The following is a 16,768-nucleotide window of genomic DNA, read 5'->3' as shown; positions in this document are numbered from 1 at the left end:
ACGTCTGTTCGACGAGAGGCCACCTCATGACAAAACGTGTCGCATTGGTATTGGGCTCGGGCGGCGCCCGGGGCTACGCCCATATCGGAGTGATCGAGGAGATCGAACGGCGCGGCTACGACATTGCCTGTATCGCCGGCTGTTCCATGGGCGCCGTCGTCGGTGGAATCTATGCCGCCGGCAAGCTCGAGGATTACCGCAACTGGATCGAAAGCCTCGATTACCTGGACGTGTTGCGGTTGGTGGACGTCAGTTTTCGTCTGGGGGCGATTCGTGGTGAGAAGGTGTTCGGACAGATCCGCAAGATCGTCGGTGAACTCAATATCGAAGACCTGCGCATTCCCTATACGGCGGTCGCCACCGACCTGACCAACCAGCAGGAAATCTGGTTCCAGGAAGGTTGCCTGCACCAGGCGATGCGAGCCTCGGCGGCCATTCCCAGCCTCTTCACCCCGGTCATGCAAGGCAACCGCATGCTGGTGGACGGCGGCCTATTAAACCCATTGCCGATCGTGCCGGTGGTGTCGAGCCATTGCGACCTGATCATCGCGGTCAACCTCAACGCCACCAACCAGAAACAATACAGCCTGCCAGTGATCCAGCGCCCCGCTGCGTTCCGGCGTCGCTTCGACACCTTGGTCAGCTCCCTGGGTTCACGGCTGCCGTTTCGCCGCAAACAGGCCGAGCAGTTGCTGCTGTTGGAACAGGAAGCGCTGAAGGCCGAAGCAGCCGATATCAACCCGTGGATCGAGTCCGCCGAGCCCGAAGGCCAGCAGCCTGCCGCCGCGCCGGAAACCGAAGGCGCACCGAGATCCGCCACCGGCTCGTTCATCATCGACAACGTCGGGCCGGCGTCCTTGCTGGACTTGATCAACCAGAGTTTCGAGGTAATGCAGACGTCGTTGGCCCAGTACAAGATCGCCGGTTATCCACCAGATGTGCTGATCAACGTGCCGAAGCGAGTATGCCGGTTTTTCGAGTTCTACAAGGCGCCGGAGCTGATTGCGCTAGGGCGGGAGATTGCCAGGGATACGCTGGATCGGTATGAGCGTGAGCAGAATTGAAAGTGTTTGTAGACTTTTTGTGGCGAGGGGATTTATCCCCGCTGGGCTGCGAAGCGGCCCCAAAAAAGTATCAGAAATGGATTTTTCTCCTGACACTCCGAGTGATGAAATTTTAGGGCCGCTTCGCAGCCCAGCGGGGATAAATCCCCTCGCCACAACAGCGCTTGGCTTTAGATCTCAAAGGTGATCAAGCACCCTCCTCCAACAACCGATACCCCACCCCCGCTTCAGTCACGATAAACCGAGGCCGGGTCGGGTCGTCAGCGAGTTTCTGGCGCAGGTGACCGACGACGATGCGCAGGTAGTGGCTGTCTTCAACGTGGGTCGGGCCCCAGATGTCCTTGAGCAATTGCTGCTGGGTGATGACCCGCCCCGGATGCCGCGCCAGCTGCGCCAGCACCGCATATTCCTTGCGGGTCAGGGCCACTTCGGCTCCGTCCAGCAGGACCCGGCGATAAGCCAGGTCCACCGTCAGCGGGCCCAACGTCAATGCCGCTGGCGGTGCTTCGCCTGCTGGCGCCTGTCGCAGTAGCGCACGCACCCGGGCGAGGAACTCCTGGATGCCGAATGGCTTGGTCACGTAATCATTGGCGCCATTGTCCAGCGCCTCGACTTTCTGCGCTTCGCTGGCGCGTACCGACAGGACCAGCACGGGCACCGCCGACCATTGGCGAAACTCGCGCAACACTTGCTGGCCGTCCATGTCCGGCAAGCCCAGGTCGAGCACCAGCAGATCCGGCTTGTTCAACGCCGCCTGGGCCAGGCCCTCGGCGCCCGTTTCGGCTTCGAGCACCTTGTAGCCTTGGGAGGCCAGGCTGATGCGCAAGAACTTGCGAATCTGCGGCTCGTCGTCGATGACCAAAAGGGTCGCGCTCTGGCTCATGGGTTCCATTCATCACAATCAAGTCGCGAGAGCATAACGCAGCGCCGGTCAGGCTTCATCGTCCATGCCCGGTTGTGCCTGCAAGGGCAAGTGCAAGGTGATGCAGGTGCCGCGCCCGTCGAGGCCGTCGCCGACGCTGATCCGCCCGCCATGGGCACCGATCATGCCCTGGCAAATCGCCAATCCGAGCCCGGTGCCTTGCCCACCGCGATCACCGCGGGCAGCGGTGTAGAACATGTCGAAAATCTTCTCGCGCTCTTGCTCGGGGATGCCTGGCCCTTCATCCGCCACGGCGAACAAAACTTCGTCTACCGTCGCCTCGGCACTGAGCAACAATCGGCCGTGGACCGGGGAGAACCGCGCGGCGTTCTCCAGCACATTGACCAGGGCCTGCTCGATCAGCGCAGCGTGGACATACAACAACGGCAAGCCGGCCGGCACTTCGACGCTGACGGCCAGCGGCGCCAGCACCGCACGCAAGCGGTTCAGGGCACTGCCGACGATGTCGGCCGGCGACACCCAGTCCCGGGCCAACTTCAGGGCGCCGTGACCCAGGCGCGTCATGTCGAGCAGGTTCTGGATATAGCGATCCAGCCGCTCGGCCTCATCGCGGGTGCCTTCGAGCAGTTCGCGACGGTCCTCGATCGGAATCGCTTCGCCCAACGCCAATAGGCTGTCGATGCTGCCGCGCATGGAGGTCAACGGCGTGCGCAGATCATGGGAGACAGAGGCGAGCAAGGCGCTGCGCAATTGTTCGGTTTCGCCGTGCAGGCGTGCCGCCTCCAGGTCCTGGGCCAGTTGTGCCCGGGCCAGCGCCTGGGCCAACGGCTGGCTGAGGGCCGCCAGCCATCGCCGTCGCTGGTCGCTGAGCGGCTTGCCGTCCTTCGTGCAAACGCCGAGCAACCCCAGCGGCCCGCCCTCCGCCGACAAAGGCCACCACCACCAACGCCCGGACGGCAGCGTCGCGGTACCGGCGCCGGCCGGTTGATCGTGTTGCCACGACCAGTCGGCGGCGGCGCGCTCGGCCTCGTTGAACGTCAGCGGTTCGGGGGTCTCGACTTTCCAGCCAGCCGGGCCGTCGCGATTGAGCAAGCACAGTTGCAAGTCGTACTCGCTGTTGAGATGGAGCACGGCGGCGCTGATCACCGCCTGGCGATCGGTCGCGGCGGTCAGTTTGCGTGACAGGTCGAGCAGCTCGCCGGTTTCCTGCTGGGTGTCGCGCAGCGCCTGCAACTGGCGCCGCTGGCGGGCCGCGAGGTTGCCGGTCAAGGCCGCCATCAGCAGGAAGAACACCAGCGTCAGCACGTCCTCTTCGCGTTGAATCGTCAGGGAAAAATTCGGCGGAATGAACAGGAAGTCATAGGCCAGGAACGACAGCGCCGCACAGGCCAGCGCCGGGCCGAGGCTGCTGCGCACCGCCACCAGCAACACCGCCATCAGAAATACCAAGGATATGTTGGGCAACGCCAGCAGCCCGGAGATCCCCCAGGCCAAGGCGCTGGCCACCACCGTCGCCACCAGCACCAGCGCATAGTCGAAACCGGTCTGGACGGAACCTGCACGCTGGCGGGCGGGTGGCGGCGACTCATCGCTGTCCAGCACGTTGATTTCCAGGCCACGGGCGTTGCGCAACAGGCGCGACGCGAGGCCACCGCCAAACAGGTTCCGGCGCAGCCGCGGTCGGGACTGCCCTACCAACAGCAATGTCGCGCGACGTTGCCTGGCGTGTTGGATCAAGGTCTTGGCGACTTCGCCAGCCCGCAGCAACACCACCTCCCCGCCGAGCCTTTCAGCCAATTGCTGGGCGTTTTGCAGGCGTTGGCGCGATGCCTCGTCCCGAGCCGCGCCGTTATCCACGTGCACCACGCTCCACGGCAGATGCCGACGCTGGGCGACCCGACTGGCGTGGCGCACCAGCCGTTCAGCCTGCACGTCGCCGTCCACGCCCACCAACAGCCGTCCCTGTACCGCCGGAGCCGACTGGCCCAGTTGTCGATAGCCCTGGGCCAGATCGTTATCTACCTGCGCGGCGGCGGTCTGCATGGCCAGTTCGCGCAGGGCGGTCAGGTTGGTCTGGGAGAAAAACGCATCGATCGCGGCCCGCGCCTGTTCCGGCACGTAGACCTTGCCGTCGCGCAAGCGCTCCAGCAGCTCGCGCGGTGGCAGGTCGATCAACAACAGCTCATCGGCTTCCTGCAATACCCAATCCGGCAACGTCTCGCGCACCTGCACGCCGGTGATGCCGCGCACCTGATCATTGAGACTTTCCAAGTGCTGGACGTTGACCGTGGTGTAGACGTCGATGCCAGCGGCGAGCAGTTCCTGGATGTCTTGCCAGCGCTTGGCGTGGCGACTGCCGGGCGCGTTGCTGTGGGCCAGTTCGTCCACCAGCACCAGGCTCGGGCGCGCCGACAGGAGCCCGTCGAGGTCCATTTCCTCGAGCATCACGCCGCGATATTCCGAACGTACCAATGGCTGCTGCGCCAGGCCATTCAACAGCGCTTCGGTCTCGGCGCGCCCGTGGGTTTCGACGACCCCGGCGATGACGTCCGTGCCTTGACGCAACCGGGTGTGGGCCGCTTGCAGCATGGCGTAGGTCTTGCCGACGCCCGGAGCGGCGCCCAGGAAGACCTTGAGACGGCCACGGTCGTGGCGCGGCAGGTTGGCTAACAGTGCATCGGCGCGGCTGGCGTCGCTCATGCGGGATCTCTTGTTTCAGGAATGGAATTAAGCCTCTGTGGGAGCGAGCTTGCTCGCGATGGCGGTCGTTCAGCCGCCACTGTCATTGACTGACCCACCGCTATCGCGAGCAAGCTCGCTCCCACAGGTTTTTACAGTTTTTCCAGGGCCATGTTCAGCGCCAGCACGTTCACCACCGGCGGGCCTACCAAGGGCCGCTCGGTGTTGTCATCGAGCAACTGCTGCAATGTCGACACCGGCACATTCCTGGCGGCGGCGACACGCGCCAGTTGATAGGCAATCGCCGCCGGAGGCAAGTGCGGATCCAGCCCACTGCCGGAGGTGGTCAGCAGCGCCAGGGGCACCGGGCCCTGATTGGGAACTTGCAGCTTATGGGCGTCATCGATCACGCGGGTGGCCAGCGCCGGGTTGCTGGGCGAAAGATTGCTCGCGCCGCTGGCCACCGTGGCAAAGGCACCTGCCGAGGGGCGCGGATGGAACCAGCCATCGCCGGTGAAATCCTGGGCGATCAACCGGGAGCCACGGACCTTGCCGTCGGCATCATGAATCAGGCTGCCGTTGGCCTGGTCCGGGAAGGCGACTTGCGCCACGCCGGTGACGAGCAATGGATAGGCGACGCCGGTGAGCAGCGTCATCAGGAATAACAGGCTCAAGGCCGGGCGAATCAAAGTGAACATTTCAAATCCTCAGTTGAAACACAGCTTGGTGAGTGAACACACATTTGTGGCGAGGGGATTCATCCCCGCTGGGTTGCGCAGCAGCCCCAAAAGAACCGCCACATTCATGTCTGACTACCGCAATCACAATCTTGGGTCTGCTTCGCAGACCAGCGGGGATAAATCCCCTCGCCACAAAAAAACTCACACCCAAGGCTCAAACCAAGTGCAACCCCGTCAACAACAAATCAATCGCCTTGATTCCCACGAACGGCACCGCGATCCCGCCCAGGCCGTAGATCAGCAGGTTGCGCCGCAGCAAGGCCGCCGCGCTCGCTGCCTGCACCCGCACGCCGCGCAGGGCCAGGGGGATCAGCACGACGATGATCAAGGCGTTGAAGACGATGGCCGAGAGGATCGCGCTCTGCGGGCTGCTCAGGTGCATGACGTTCAGCACGCCAAGCTGCGGATAGATCGAGGCGAACAGCGCCGGCAGGATCGCGAAGTATTTGGCGATGTCATTGGCGATGGAGAACGTGGTCAGCGCGCCACGGGTGACCAGCAATTCCTTGCCGATCTGCACCACGTCCAGCAACTTGGTGGGATCGCTGTCGAGGTCGACCATGTTGGCCGCCTCGCGTGCGGCCTGGGTGCCGTCGTTCATCGCCATGCCCACATCGGCCTGGGCCAGGGCCGGAGCGTCGTTGGCGCCGTCGCCGCACATGGCGACCAGCCGGCCATCGTTCTGCTCATGGCGGATACGCGCCAGTTTTTTCTCCGGCGTCGCCTCGGCCAACACATCATCCACGCCCGCTTCGGCGGCAATCGCGGCGGCAGTCAACGGGTTATCGCCGGTGACCATCACCGTGCGGATCCCCAGCTTGCGCAGCTCGGCAAAGCGCTCGCGGATACCGGGCTTGACCACGTCCTTGAGGTGAATGGCGCCGAGCAATTTGCCGTCCACGCAGACCAGCAACGGCGTGCCGCCGCTCTGGGCGATCTTGTCGACTTCTCGCGCCAGTGCGGTGGGCAGCCCGTCACGGGGCAGGCCGATGAAACTCAACAGGGAATCCACCGCGCCCTTGCGATAAACGCGTCCTTGATAATCCACGCCGGACAAACGGGTTTCGGCGCTGAAGGGCACGGCGGTCAGCGCGTCCAGAGCGGGTTCGGCCTGCGGATGCAACCCGCGCAGGTATTCGACGATGGACTTGCCCTCGGCCGTATCGTCAGCCAGGGAGGCGAACAAGGCGCCTTCGGCCAACGCCTTGGCGCTTACGCCTGGGGCCGCATAAACCGCGGCACAGCGGCGATTGCCAAAGGTGATGGTGCCGGTCTTGTCCAGCATCAGCACGTGCACATCCCCTGCCGCCTCTACCGCGCGGCCGGACTTGGCGATTACGTTCAAGCGCACCAGGCGGTCCATCCCGGCGATGCCGATGGCCGACAGCAATCCGCCGATGGTGGTGGGGATCAACGTCACCAACAGCGCCACCAGGAACACCAACGGCAGGCTGCCGTTGGCGAAATGGGCGAACGGCTGCAACGTCACCACCACCAGCAGGAAGATCAGCGTCAGGCCGATCAACAGGATATCCAGCGCCACTTCGTTCGGGGTTTTCTGGCGTTTCGCGCCCTCGACCAAGGCAATCATGCGGTCCAGGGTGGACTCGCCGGGGTTGCTGGTGATGCGCACCAGCAACCAGTCGGAGACCAGCCGCGTGTTGCCGGTGACCGCCGAGCGATCGCCGCCGGACTCACGGATCACCGGTGCCGATTCCCCGGTAATCGCGGCTTCATTGACCGCCGCGATGCCTTCGATCACTTCGCCGTCACCGGGGATCATCTCCCCTGCCGCGACCCGTACGACATCGCCTTTGCGCAAGCGGGTGGCGGGTACGACTTCAAAGCCGTCCGCGGTCTGGCGACGGGCGCTCAAGCCTTCGCTGCCGGCCTTGAGGCTGTCGGCACGGGCCTTGCCCCGACCTTCGGCCAAGGCTTCGGCGAAGTTGGCGAACAACACGGTGAACCACAGCCATAGGGCGATTTGCGCGGCCACGAAAGTCGGCACGGCGCTGTCGGGAACCAGACACAGCACGGTTGTGAGGATCGCGGTGAGCTCCACCACCAGCATCACCGGCGCACGGTGCAACTGGCGCGGGTCAAGCTTGACGAACGCTTGCACCAGCGCTGGCCGCCACAGGGCTGACAGATTGGTTTTGGCTTGCTCCGGCGCCTTGGCGACGACGGTCTTGCTCATTGGCATGTTCATCATCAACTCCTCAGAAACCCAGGCTCAAGTGTTCGGCGATCGGGCCGAGGGCCAGGGTTGGCAGGAAGGTCAAGCCGCCCACCAACAGGATGGTCACGGTCAACAGCGTCACGAACAGCGGGCCATGGGTGGGAAAGCTGTTCTGGCCGATGGGCGCGGTTTTCTTCAGGGCCAGGCTGCCAGCCAACGCCAGCACCGGCAGGATGTAGCCGAAACGACCGATCAACATGCCCAGGCCGAGCATCAGGTTGTGAAACGGCGTGTTGGCGCCGAAGCCGGCGAACGCCGAACCGTTGTTCGCCCCCGCCGAGGTGTAGGCGTAAAGCAACTGGCTGAAACCGTGGGCGCCAGGGTTGCTCACCGCCGCCGCAGGGCCGGGCAGGCTCGCGGCAACAGCACCGAGCACCAGCACGCTCACCGGCATCACCAGCAGCGTTACCACCAGCAACTGCACTTCCCGGGCGCCGAGCTTCTTGCCGAGGTATTCCGGCGTGCGGCCGATCATCAAACCGGCGAGGAACACCGCGATCAGCACGTTCAGCAGCATCCCGTAGAGCCCGGCGCCGACGCCGCCGAAGATCACTTCGCCGACCATCATGTTGACCAGCGCCACCATCCCGCTCAGCGGATTGAGGCTGTCGTGCATGGCGTTGACCGAGCCGTTGGACGCCGCCGTAGTCGTCACCGACCAGAGCACCGTGGCGGTGGTGCCGAAGCGTGCCTCCTTGCCTTCCAGCGGCGCAGTTTGTTCGACGGCTGCGTCGTTGAGGGCTGGATTGGGTTGGTATTCGGCCCACAGCGACGTCGCCCCGCCGATCAGGAACAAGGCCAGCATGCAGGCGATAATCGCCCGGCTCTGGCGCAGATCCTTGACGTAATGACCGAAGGTGAACACCAGCGCCGCCGGGATCAGGATGATCGACGCGACTTCGAAGAGATTGGTCCAAGCGGTCGGGTTCTCGAACGGGTGCGCCGAATTGACGCCGAAGAAGCCACCGCCGTTGGTGCCCAGTTGCTTGATCGCAATCTGGCTGGCCGCCGGACCGAGCGGAATCACCTGATCCACTCCCTGCATCGTCACCCCATGCACATAATGCGCGAAGGTCTGCGGCACGCCCTGCCAGACCAGGAACAACGCCAGCAACAGGCACAGGGGCAACAATCCGTAGAGCGTGGCACGGGTCATGTCGACCCAGAAATTGCCTAAGGTCGTGGCGGACTTGCGCCCGATCCCACGGCACAGCGCAACCAGCACGGCCAGGCCCGTGGCGGCGCTGACGAAGTTCTGCACGGTCAGGCCGATCATCTGGCTCAAGTAACTGAGGGACGCCTCACCGCTGTAGGACTGCCAGTTGGTGTTGGTCATGAAACTGACCGCCGTGTTGAACGCCTGGGTCCATTCCATGCCGGGCAGGTTTTCAGTGTTGAGCGGCAAATGCCCCTGTAACAGGAGCACGGCGAACAACAAGGCGAAACCCGCCAGGTTGAAGGCGAGCAACGCCAGGGTGTACTTCTGCCAACTCTGCTCGGTGGTCGGATCGACGCCAGCCACCTTGTAACAACACCTTTCCACCGGACCCAGCACGGGTGAGAGCCAGGTGCGCTGGCCTTCCATCACCCGATAGTAGAACCGCCCCAGGAAAGGCGCGGGGATCAGCACCAGCGCGAAAAAGCCGAGGATCAGCCCGTAGTCATAACCGTGCATAGCCGCTCCTAACCCCGGTCCGCGCGCAACAGCGCAACCAACAGATAAATGAACAGCGCCACTGCCAGCAGCAGCGACACCCCGTCCAGAACACTCATGGGATTTCTCCGTGGTACGGCGTCGTGCCGTGTGTGGAGGGATTGTCGGTAGGGAGGGTGTAAAGGTGCGAGATCGAGGGTGGGGTGGGGGAATAAAGAATCTGTAAAAACTGGTTTCTTGGTTGCCCGGGTGGACCTCATCGCGAGCAAGCTCGCTCCCACATTGCTCGGGCTGGGAATGAAAATTCGGAGCCACTAAAGATCCCCCTGTGGGAGCGAGCTTGCTCGCGATGAGGCCAGCCCAGGCACCGACGCTCCGAACTGGGGCACAAACCCAGGCGATCCAGCCGCGAACATCCCCGATACGACACGATTCTCCCCATTACGACCGCCCGAACCATACTGGCACGTCCACTGCACTGCCCTCCTCCAGCGCTTTTGCTACTTATCGAGGGGGAGCCACCAATGAACACACAACTAAAACCCACCCTGGGCACCCTGCACCTATGGGGCATCGCCGTCGGCCTGGTGATATCCGGCGAATATTTCGGTTGGAGCTACGGCTGGGGTGTCGCCGGCACGCTGGGCTTTCTGGTGACATCGTTCATGGTCGCGGCCATGTACACCTGCTTCATCTTCAGCTTCACTGAACTGACCACCGCCATTCCCCACGCCGGCGGACCGTTCGCCTATAGCCGCCGGGCCTTTGGCGAAAAAGGCGGCTTGATCGCCGGACTCGCGACGTTGATCGAATTCGTCTTCGCCCCGCCTGCCATCGCACTGGCCATCGGCGCCTACCTGAACGTGCAATTCCCGGCGCTCGACCCGAAACACGCTGCCGTCGGCGCTTACATCGTGTTCATGGGCCTGAACATCCTCGGCGTGAAACTGGCCGCGACCTTCGAACTGATCGTCTGCGTACTGGCCGTCGCCGAGTTGCTGGTATTCATGGGCGTGGTCGCGCCGGCATTCAGCTTCAGCAACTTCGCCCTCAACGGCTGGGCCGGCTCCGACGTATTCGGCGCACCCGCCATTGCCGGGATGTTCGCGGCGATCCCCTTCGCGATCTGGTTCTTCCTCGCCATCGAAGGCGCGGCCATGGCCGCCGAAGAAGCCAAGGACCCGAAGCGTACGATCCCCAAGGCCTACATCAGCGGCATCCTGACTTTGGTGGTGCTGGCGATGGGCGTGATGTTCTTTGCTGGCGGCGTGGGTGACTGGAGCACCTTGTCCAATATCAACGACCCGCTGCCCCAAGCCATGAAAGCCGTGGTAGGCGAAAGCTCCGGCTGGCTGCACATGCTCGTGTGGATCGGCCTGTTTGGCCTGGTGGCGAGCTTCCACGGCATCATCCTCGGCTACTCGCGCCAGTTCTTCGCCCTGGCCCGGGCCGGCTATCTCCCCGCCTCCCTCGCCAAACTCTCGCGTTTCCAGACTCCGCACCGAGCCATCATCGCCGGCGGCCTGATCGGCATCGCCGCCATCTACAGCGACGGCCTGATCAACCTCGGCGGCATGACCCTCACCGCCGCGATGATCACCATGGCCGTGTTCGGCGCCATCGTCATGTACATCATGAGCATGCTCAGCCTGTTCAAGTTGCGCAAAACCGAGCCCAACTTGGAACGCACCTTCCGCGCGCCGGGCTATCCGATCGTGCCGGGGATCGCCCTGGTCCTGGCGGTGGTGTGCCTGGTGGCGATGGCTTGGTTCAATGCCCTGATCGGCTTGATCTTCCTCGGATTCATGGCGGTGGGTTTCGTGTACTTCGTGTTGACCGCGCAGTTACGCGCAGACGCTCCGGCCGATGCGATGTTGACCGGGCTATAAGGTGAGCCAGGCATAACCGGCGTAGTATGGAACCACTGCGAACCGTCTTCGCTCATAAGTGGTACGGGCAATGACCAGCGAAATACTCGTCTGGCCATTGCCCCTCAAGGAGAGCCCTATGCCCTGGTATGCCTGGTTAATCTTGATCGTCGCCATCGGCTCGATCGTGGGTGGTTTGATGATGCTGCGCGACACCGCCAACAAGGTTGAGCTGACGGACGAACAGCGCAAGCGTGTTGCCGAACGCAATGCGGAAATGGATGCGAAAGAGGCGAAGGATCGCTGACTGCTTGCTGCGCATCACTCTGTGGCGAGGGGATTTATCCCCGCTGGGGCGCGTAGCGGCCCCAAAACGTTTGAACTCGCAGTTTTAGAGTCAGGATCACTCCCGTAGGGAGAGGGCTGCTACGCAGCCCAGCGGGGATAAATCCCCTCGCCACAGAGGGCAATGCCTTGCCGCGTCAGCAGTGTTATTTCTCCCAATCCGCCTTGGCAATATGCAACCCGTGCAGCCCTTTGTAAGCCGCCCGCTCCGGCTGACTCCAGCCTTGTAGCAACGAATCCTCCAACCGATAAATCTCCACCCCCAGCGGACGACAGACGCTTAAAGGATCCTGCGCTTCCGGCCCCCACATCGCCAGCGACAGATCCCCGCCAGGGCAAGTCGACAGCGCACACAACAAATCAATCTCGGCAAAAAACTCCAGGTAGTCGCCCTTCTGCGCCGGACACGCCTTCATGAAATACATGTCGTCATGATTCAGCCCGGTGCATTGGAAGATATTCAACACGTCATGCACATCGAACTCCGTCAGGCCGTGGGGCAACACCGCACGGGTCAGGTTCGAGTGACAGTGATGATGGAAATCCTCGCCGGTCAGCATCTTGTTTACGTAGGGATCACACCGTGTACCCAGCAGATCGTGCAAACGCCCGCCATGCTCGTCGATACCATAGCCCGCGAGACTGTCATCGGTAATCGTCACCAACGGTCGCAGAAACGGCAGATTGGACCACAGCCGATCATAGGTGCTGACATGAGCGCCTTGAAGCTGACGAGTACGAGCCGCCCATAAGCGCTCCCGCGGATCGTTGGCATTCCAGACGTTGAAGTCCCCCACTTGCGGACCGACCGGGGTTGTCACACGGAAGACATGACCGGCCGGCACATGCCAGGCACGGCCGGTGCGGATTGGGACTTCGAACTGCTCGATCAGCGTGCGCTTGTCTTGCTGAGTGCGGATGCGGTCGTAGAAGGGTTTGTCCACTTGCAGGGCGGAGCCTTTGCTGACCTGGTAGGCGGCTGGGTAGTCTTTGTACATGGCGCGAGTCCTTTGATCAGTGAGGGTTGGCGGGAGTCAGTAGATGCAGAAGCAACTGCTCGGAATCGTCGAGGTAAAGGCTCAACTCGTCGTGGGCAGCGAGCTTGTTACCTTCGGCCAGCAAATCGTGGATCTGCCGGTCACGGGCAAGCCACGGCGCCTGGAAACGTGCCTCATCGGGGGCGGAACAAAACACCAAACGCAACTGTGCGACCACGTTGGTGAAAAACTCATCGAGCAAGGGACTGCGCATCAGCCCCACGATGTGTTGATGGAAGGCCAGACCGTGGGTGCCCACCGCTCGCCAATCTTCGCGCTCGCGAGCCAGCTCGGCGGCCTCCAAGGCTTCGAGCATGCGGTCGGACTGGTATTCGCTCAATGGCTTGCTGGTGAGAATGGCCTGCAGTTCCAAGGTGCGACGGACCTTGAACACGTCTCGCACGTCATCGACACCCAACCTGCGGACCATGACCCCTTTGTTACGCACGTAACGGGTCAAGCCCTCCTGGCCGAGACGGTGTAACGCTTCGCGGATGGTGTTACGGGACGCGTTGTAGGCTGAGACCAGGTTGTTTTCGATCAGCGCCATGCCGGGGATTAGGCGGCCGCCGATGATGTCGGCGCGGAGTTCGAGGGTGATCTGGTCGGCTAGGGAAAGGGGGTTGGTCATGGGGGGCCTTGGATTGTTGAACAATCGGTTGGCGTTAGGTAATCAGCATTCGTGCCAATAACGACAAGGTTAAGCCGATGAATCAAAAATCAGACCGAACAATCTCATGGGGTCACTCTTATAAAGATGGACTCAAAATATCAGAAATGAAAAAGCCCAGCGGGTGGGCTGGGCTTAAATGATTTATCCATAGAATCTTTGCCTAAGCACCCACCCCGTGCGGCCAGCCAGGGACCGCCAAAAACGATGATCGCTCGGTCGCCCATCGAGGTGGTACAGCAAGAACGGCCCCGGGCCGAAGGTCTCTCGTGGTTGCGTAGTTGGTCGCGCCGCAGGTATCCAGACTTTCGAAGTCGCTTTTGGTATAGTTCGGCAGTTTTTTAGCAGAACAGCTTTTCAGCTGTCCAAATTCGCTAGGCTTGTCCGTCATGCAAGCAAATAGAAAAGGGAGATACACATGGGCGTGCGAACTGAACAAGAGCTTTTTTGGGAAGGTGAGTTCGGAGACGTATACACGGAGAGAAACAAAGGATTGGACTGGGTTGCTAGCAATACAAGTTTTTTTTCAAAAGTCCTCCACAGAACATCCAAAATAGAATCTGTTCTTGAGTTTGGTGCTAATAGAGGTCTTAATATTTACGCATTGCAGACACTGCTTCCAAAAGCACATTTATCTGCTGTTGAGATTAATTCAAGCGCCGCCGCAGAGCTTAGAAAAAACCATCCCTTGGCAGAAGTTTTCAATACATCTATATTTGAATTCGAAGCTCCGAGAAAATGGGACCTTACATTCACCAAAGGCGTTCTGATACATATCAACCCTGAGAAACTGCCAGAGGCATACGCAGCCCTGTACAACAATTCATCAAAATACATTGTCATCGCGGAATACTACAACCCTTCGCCGGTAGAGCTGTCCTACCGCGGTCACTCGTCCAAATTATTCAAACGAGATTTTGCTGGCGAACTAATGAATACATACAATGACCTTGTATTAGTAGACTACGGCTTTGTTTATCATCGCGACAGAAACTTCCCTCAAGATGATATCAGCTGGTTCATTATGGAAAAACAACCTAAATAATTGCAAAAAATGAATCACTGATGTGTATGCTAAATAGTAAAAGGCCAGTCATCTGACTGGCCTTCCTTAAACAACCCTCAATTCACTTCCAGCTTGTCACGATTCCTATCGAGGATCGCCTTGCCGATGCCCTTGACCTCAAGCAGTTCGTCTACCGACGAAAAAGGCCCATTACTCTCCCGATAGGCAACAATCGCCTCGGCCTTGCCTTTGCCTATCCCTGACAGCTCGCGCTGCAACGTTGCGGCATCTGCCCCGTTCAGATCTACCTTGGCTCCTTGCGTTTTCACTGGCTGCTCCACCGCCGACGGCGAAGCAACCGACTCCGGCTTGGCCGCTGGGGCAGCAATAACAGCGATCGAGGCGCTGGTGAGGAAGGCAAAAATCAGCGAGTAGAAATAGCCTGTACGCATAAGTGACGCTCCATGACATCGTTGAGAGAGAAGCAGCTTTTCCGAAGCTGCTTCCCAAACTTAGGCGATGGTGTGGAACTGTCAAAAGTGTGTACGTTACGAGGTATGTAACAATCAGGGCTCGAGATGGCGCTGCTGGTAAATCCAGTCGACAATTTCTCCGTCCGGGGCGTAACCACTGACGGTGTCGCGAAGCAACTGACGGACTCGTGCGTAATCATCTTCTTCGATGGCCGTCAGCAGGTCTGCCAGCCTTAGCTTGAGGACATCCCAAGGCAGGAAGTCTTCGTTGGCGCTCATGATCATTGGGTGCTGGGTCGCGACGACGTTGTCGCCTATCAACAATTCCTCATAAAGCTTCTCGCCGGGGCGCAAGCCGGTGAATTTAATTGAGATATCACCGTGCGGATTCTTTTCGGATCGAACGCTCAAGCCAGACAAGTGAATCATCTTCTCCGCCAGCTCAACGATTTTCACCGGCTCGCCCATGTCCAGCACAAACACATCTCCACCCAAGCCCATGGAACCCGCCTGAATCACCAGTTGAGCTGCCTCGGGAATGGTCATGAAGTATCGCGTGATCTTGGGGTGGGTAACGGTCAACGGCCCGCCGGATTTGATCTGCTTATGGAACAGCGGAATAACCGATCCGGAGGAGCCCAGTACGTTACCGAAGCGGACCATGGTGAAGCGGGTCTTGTTAACTCGTGAGACGTTGGCCTGGTCACCGAACAGCACAGGGGCCAATTCACGACTCAATGCCTGTAGTGTCAGCTCAGCGAGCCGCTTGGTGCTGCCCATTATATTGGTCGGGCGTACGGCCTTGTCGGTGGAGATCAAGACAAAGTTCGACACACCCGCCTGCAGTGCAGCCTGTGCAGTGTTCAGCGTACCGATTACGTTGTTCAAGACACCTTCGGCGATGTTGTGCTCAACCATAGGCACATGCTTATAGGCGGCTGCGTGATAGACCGTGTCGACATTCCAGGTCTTCATCACATCAAGCAGTTTCTCTTGGTTGCGGACCGATCCCAAGATCGGTAACAGGCGAACAGACAGAGATTCCCGAGCGATTCGCGGCTCCAGTTCGGACAATATGCTGTAAAGATTAAATTCGCTGTGCTCGAAAAGCAGCAGCGTGGTGGGTTTCAGCGCAAGGATCTGTCGGCAAAGCTCTGAGCCGATCGAACCGCCGGCACCCGTGACCAAGACCGACTGGCCTGTGATGCAATGTTCTAATAGATCAGGCTGCGCCGGCACTGCATCACGTCCTAGGAGGTCCGCAATATCCACTTCCTGGATGTCGTCCACCTTGACCCGGCCGCTGGCCAGATCCATGAAGCCCGGGACGCTGCGTACGTGCAGTGGGAAGCCTTCGAGCAGGGTCAGGATTTCTCGACGGCGACCACGTGATGAAGAAGGGATGGCAAGCAGTATTTCCTGTGCGCCAGTCGCATCGATCATTTTTTGAATGTGGTTGGGTTGATAGACCTGGAGCCCTGCGATGACGCGATCGGCGATGCTGCTGTCATCGTCTATGAACGCAACGGGCCGCATCACCCTGCCCATGCGCAGCGCGGCGACGAGTTGGTTGCCTGCAGCGCCTGCGCCGTAGATAGCGACCTTGGGCAGACCGTCGTCTCGATTGGTGAAGGGTACATGTTGGGCGGCGGTGAACCAGTCGCCCAAGAAGTACTGACGCATCATCAGGCGTAAACCGCCGATCATGATTAGGCTTAACCACCAATAATTGAAGATGATGGAGCGCGGTACAACTGTCTTATGGTTGCTGTACCAATACACTACAAGAGCTAACAATAGCGCCGAAAGGCTCACGGCTTTGCAGATTGTGATCAGCGCATCGTTACCGAAGTAACGCATGACAGCACGGTACATGCCGAAACGGATGAAAATAGGAATGGCGACCAGTGGAGCCGATGCGAACAGCCACAGATGCGTTTCGATCGGCGCTATCAACGCATCGACACCCAGTCGCACGACAAATGCAAGCCACAGCGCAATCCAGACTAGCACAATATCCATGGCTACCTGAATTGCTCGCTTATGACGCCTCGGCAATCCCAACAAGACTGTTCTTAATTTATCCATGAATCCTTCCCGCACCCTGGCC

Annotated in this window: 14 protein-coding genes and 1 pseudogene; 4 read left to right on the top strand and 11 right to left on the bottom strand. The window is 60.5% G+C overall.

What is annotated here, in order from left to right; translation table 11 throughout:
• The first annotated feature begins 26 nt into the window (after positions 1-26).
• The gene (locus JMN22_RS07790) at positions 27-1,064 is read left to right on the top strand and encodes a patatin-like phospholipase family protein (RefSeq protein WP_198797858.1); all 1,038 of its coding nucleotides are present in this window, start codon (positions 27-29) and stop codon (positions 1,062-1,064) included.
• 187 nt (positions 1,065-1,251) lie between these two features.
• Here the strand turns inward: JMN22_RS07790 and JMN22_RS07785 are convergent, their stop codons facing one another.
• The 6 genes from JMN22_RS07785 to kdpF all read right to left on the bottom strand — a co-directional run bounded on the left by JMN22_RS07785 (position 1,252) and on the right by kdpF (position 9,378).
• Complete coding sequence (locus JMN22_RS07785) at positions 1,252-1,947, bottom strand: response regulator (RefSeq protein WP_181288862.1); 696 nt, start codon at positions 1,945-1,947, stop codon at positions 1,252-1,254.
• A 48-nt stretch (positions 1,948-1,995) separates the two neighbouring features.
• The gene (locus JMN22_RS07780) at positions 1,996-4,647 is read right to left on the bottom strand and encodes a sensor histidine kinase (protein WP_198797859.1); all 2,652 of its coding nucleotides are present in this window, start codon (positions 4,645-4,647) and stop codon (positions 1,996-1,998) included.
• Between the two features lie 131 nt (positions 4,648-4,778).
• Positions 4,779-5,324: a potassium-transporting ATPase subunit KdpC gene (kdpC, locus tag JMN22_RS07775; RefSeq protein ID WP_198797579.1), complete on the bottom strand. Its 546-nt coding sequence runs from the start codon at positions 5,322-5,324 to the stop codon at positions 4,779-4,781.
• A 196-nt stretch (positions 5,325-5,520) separates the two neighbouring features.
• A complete protein-coding gene (gene kdpB, locus JMN22_RS07770) occupies positions 5,521-7,575 on the bottom strand; it encodes a potassium-transporting ATPase subunit KdpB (RefSeq protein WP_198797578.1) in 2,055 nt (684 codons plus the stop codon).
• A 10-nt stretch (positions 7,576-7,585) separates the two neighbouring features.
• Positions 7,586-9,280 (bottom strand): potassium-transporting ATPase subunit KdpA, encoded by a 1,695-nt coding sequence (gene kdpA, locus JMN22_RS07765; protein ID WP_198797577.1) that lies wholly within the window; start codon positions 9,278-9,280, stop codon positions 7,586-7,588.
• Between the two features lie 8 nt (positions 9,281-9,288).
• Positions 9,289-9,378 carry a K(+)-transporting ATPase subunit F gene (gene kdpF / locus JMN22_RS07760; RefSeq protein WP_032863112.1) on the bottom strand — a complete coding sequence of 30 codons (90 nt, stop codon included), beginning with the start codon at positions 9,376-9,378 and terminating at the stop codon, positions 9,289-9,291.
• Positions 9,379-9,783: 405 nt separating this feature from the next.
• On the opposite strand from kdpF, the gene eat reads away from it, so the two are divergent.
• Complete coding sequence (gene eat / locus JMN22_RS07755) at positions 9,784-11,148, top strand: ethanolamine permease (RefSeq protein WP_198797576.1); 1,365 nt, start codon at positions 9,784-9,786, stop codon at positions 11,146-11,148.
• 118 nt (positions 11,149-11,266) lie between these two features.
• Positions 11,267-11,434: a DUF2897 family protein gene (locus tag JMN22_RS07750; protein ID WP_003183831.1), complete on the top strand. Its 168-nt coding sequence runs from the start codon at positions 11,267-11,269 to the stop codon at positions 11,432-11,434.
• A 184-nt stretch (positions 11,435-11,618) separates the two neighbouring features.
• On the opposite strand, the gene JMN22_RS07745 is transcribed toward JMN22_RS07750, so the two are convergent.
• The 3 genes and pseudogenes from JMN22_RS07745 to JMN22_RS26805 form a co-directional block, all read right to left on the bottom strand.
• Positions 11,619-12,470: an urea carboxylase-associated family protein gene (locus JMN22_RS07745; RefSeq protein ID WP_198797575.1), complete on the bottom strand. Its 852-nt coding sequence runs from the start codon at positions 12,468-12,470 to the stop codon at positions 11,619-11,621.
• Between the two features lie 16 nt (positions 12,471-12,486).
• Complete coding sequence (locus JMN22_RS07740; RefSeq protein ID WP_198797574.1) at positions 12,487-13,140, bottom strand: GntR family transcriptional regulator; 654 nt, start codon at positions 13,138-13,140, stop codon at positions 12,487-12,489.
• Between the two features lie 183 nt (positions 13,141-13,323).
• Positions 13,324-13,443 (bottom strand): annotated as a pseudogene (locus JMN22_RS26805) (phage tail protein); the annotation flags it as partial.
• A gap of 154 nt (positions 13,444-13,597) precedes the next feature.
• Here JMN22_RS26805 and JMN22_RS07735 point away from each other — a divergent pair.
• Positions 13,598-14,224 carry a pseudaminic acid biosynthesis-associated methylase gene (locus tag JMN22_RS07735; RefSeq protein WP_198797573.1) on the top strand — a complete coding sequence of 209 codons (627 nt, stop codon included), beginning with the start codon at positions 13,598-13,600 and terminating at the stop codon, positions 14,222-14,224.
• A 77-nt stretch (positions 14,225-14,301) separates the two neighbouring features.
• Here the strand turns inward: JMN22_RS07735 and JMN22_RS07730 are convergent, their stop codons facing one another.
• Positions 14,302-14,637 (bottom strand): ComEA family DNA-binding protein, encoded by a 336-nt coding sequence (locus JMN22_RS07730; RefSeq protein WP_198797572.1) that lies wholly within the window; start codon positions 14,635-14,637, stop codon positions 14,302-14,304.
• A gap of 114 nt (positions 14,638-14,751) precedes the next feature.
• Positions 14,752-16,746, bottom strand: a complete 1,995-nt coding sequence (locus JMN22_RS07725; protein WP_198797571.1) for a polysaccharide biosynthesis protein — start codon at positions 16,744-16,746, stop codon at positions 14,752-14,754.
• Positions 16,747-16,768 lie beyond the last annotated feature (22 nt).

Source organism: Pseudomonas sp. HB05 (genome assembly GCF_016756915.1).
In the GTDB taxonomy this organism is placed as follows: Bacteria; Pseudomonadota; Gammaproteobacteria; order Pseudomonadales; family Pseudomonadaceae; genus Aquipseudomonas; species Aquipseudomonas alvandae.
The sequence above is the reverse complement of the archived record's forward strand: the minus strand, read 5'-3'. Positions and strand labels throughout refer to the sequence as shown.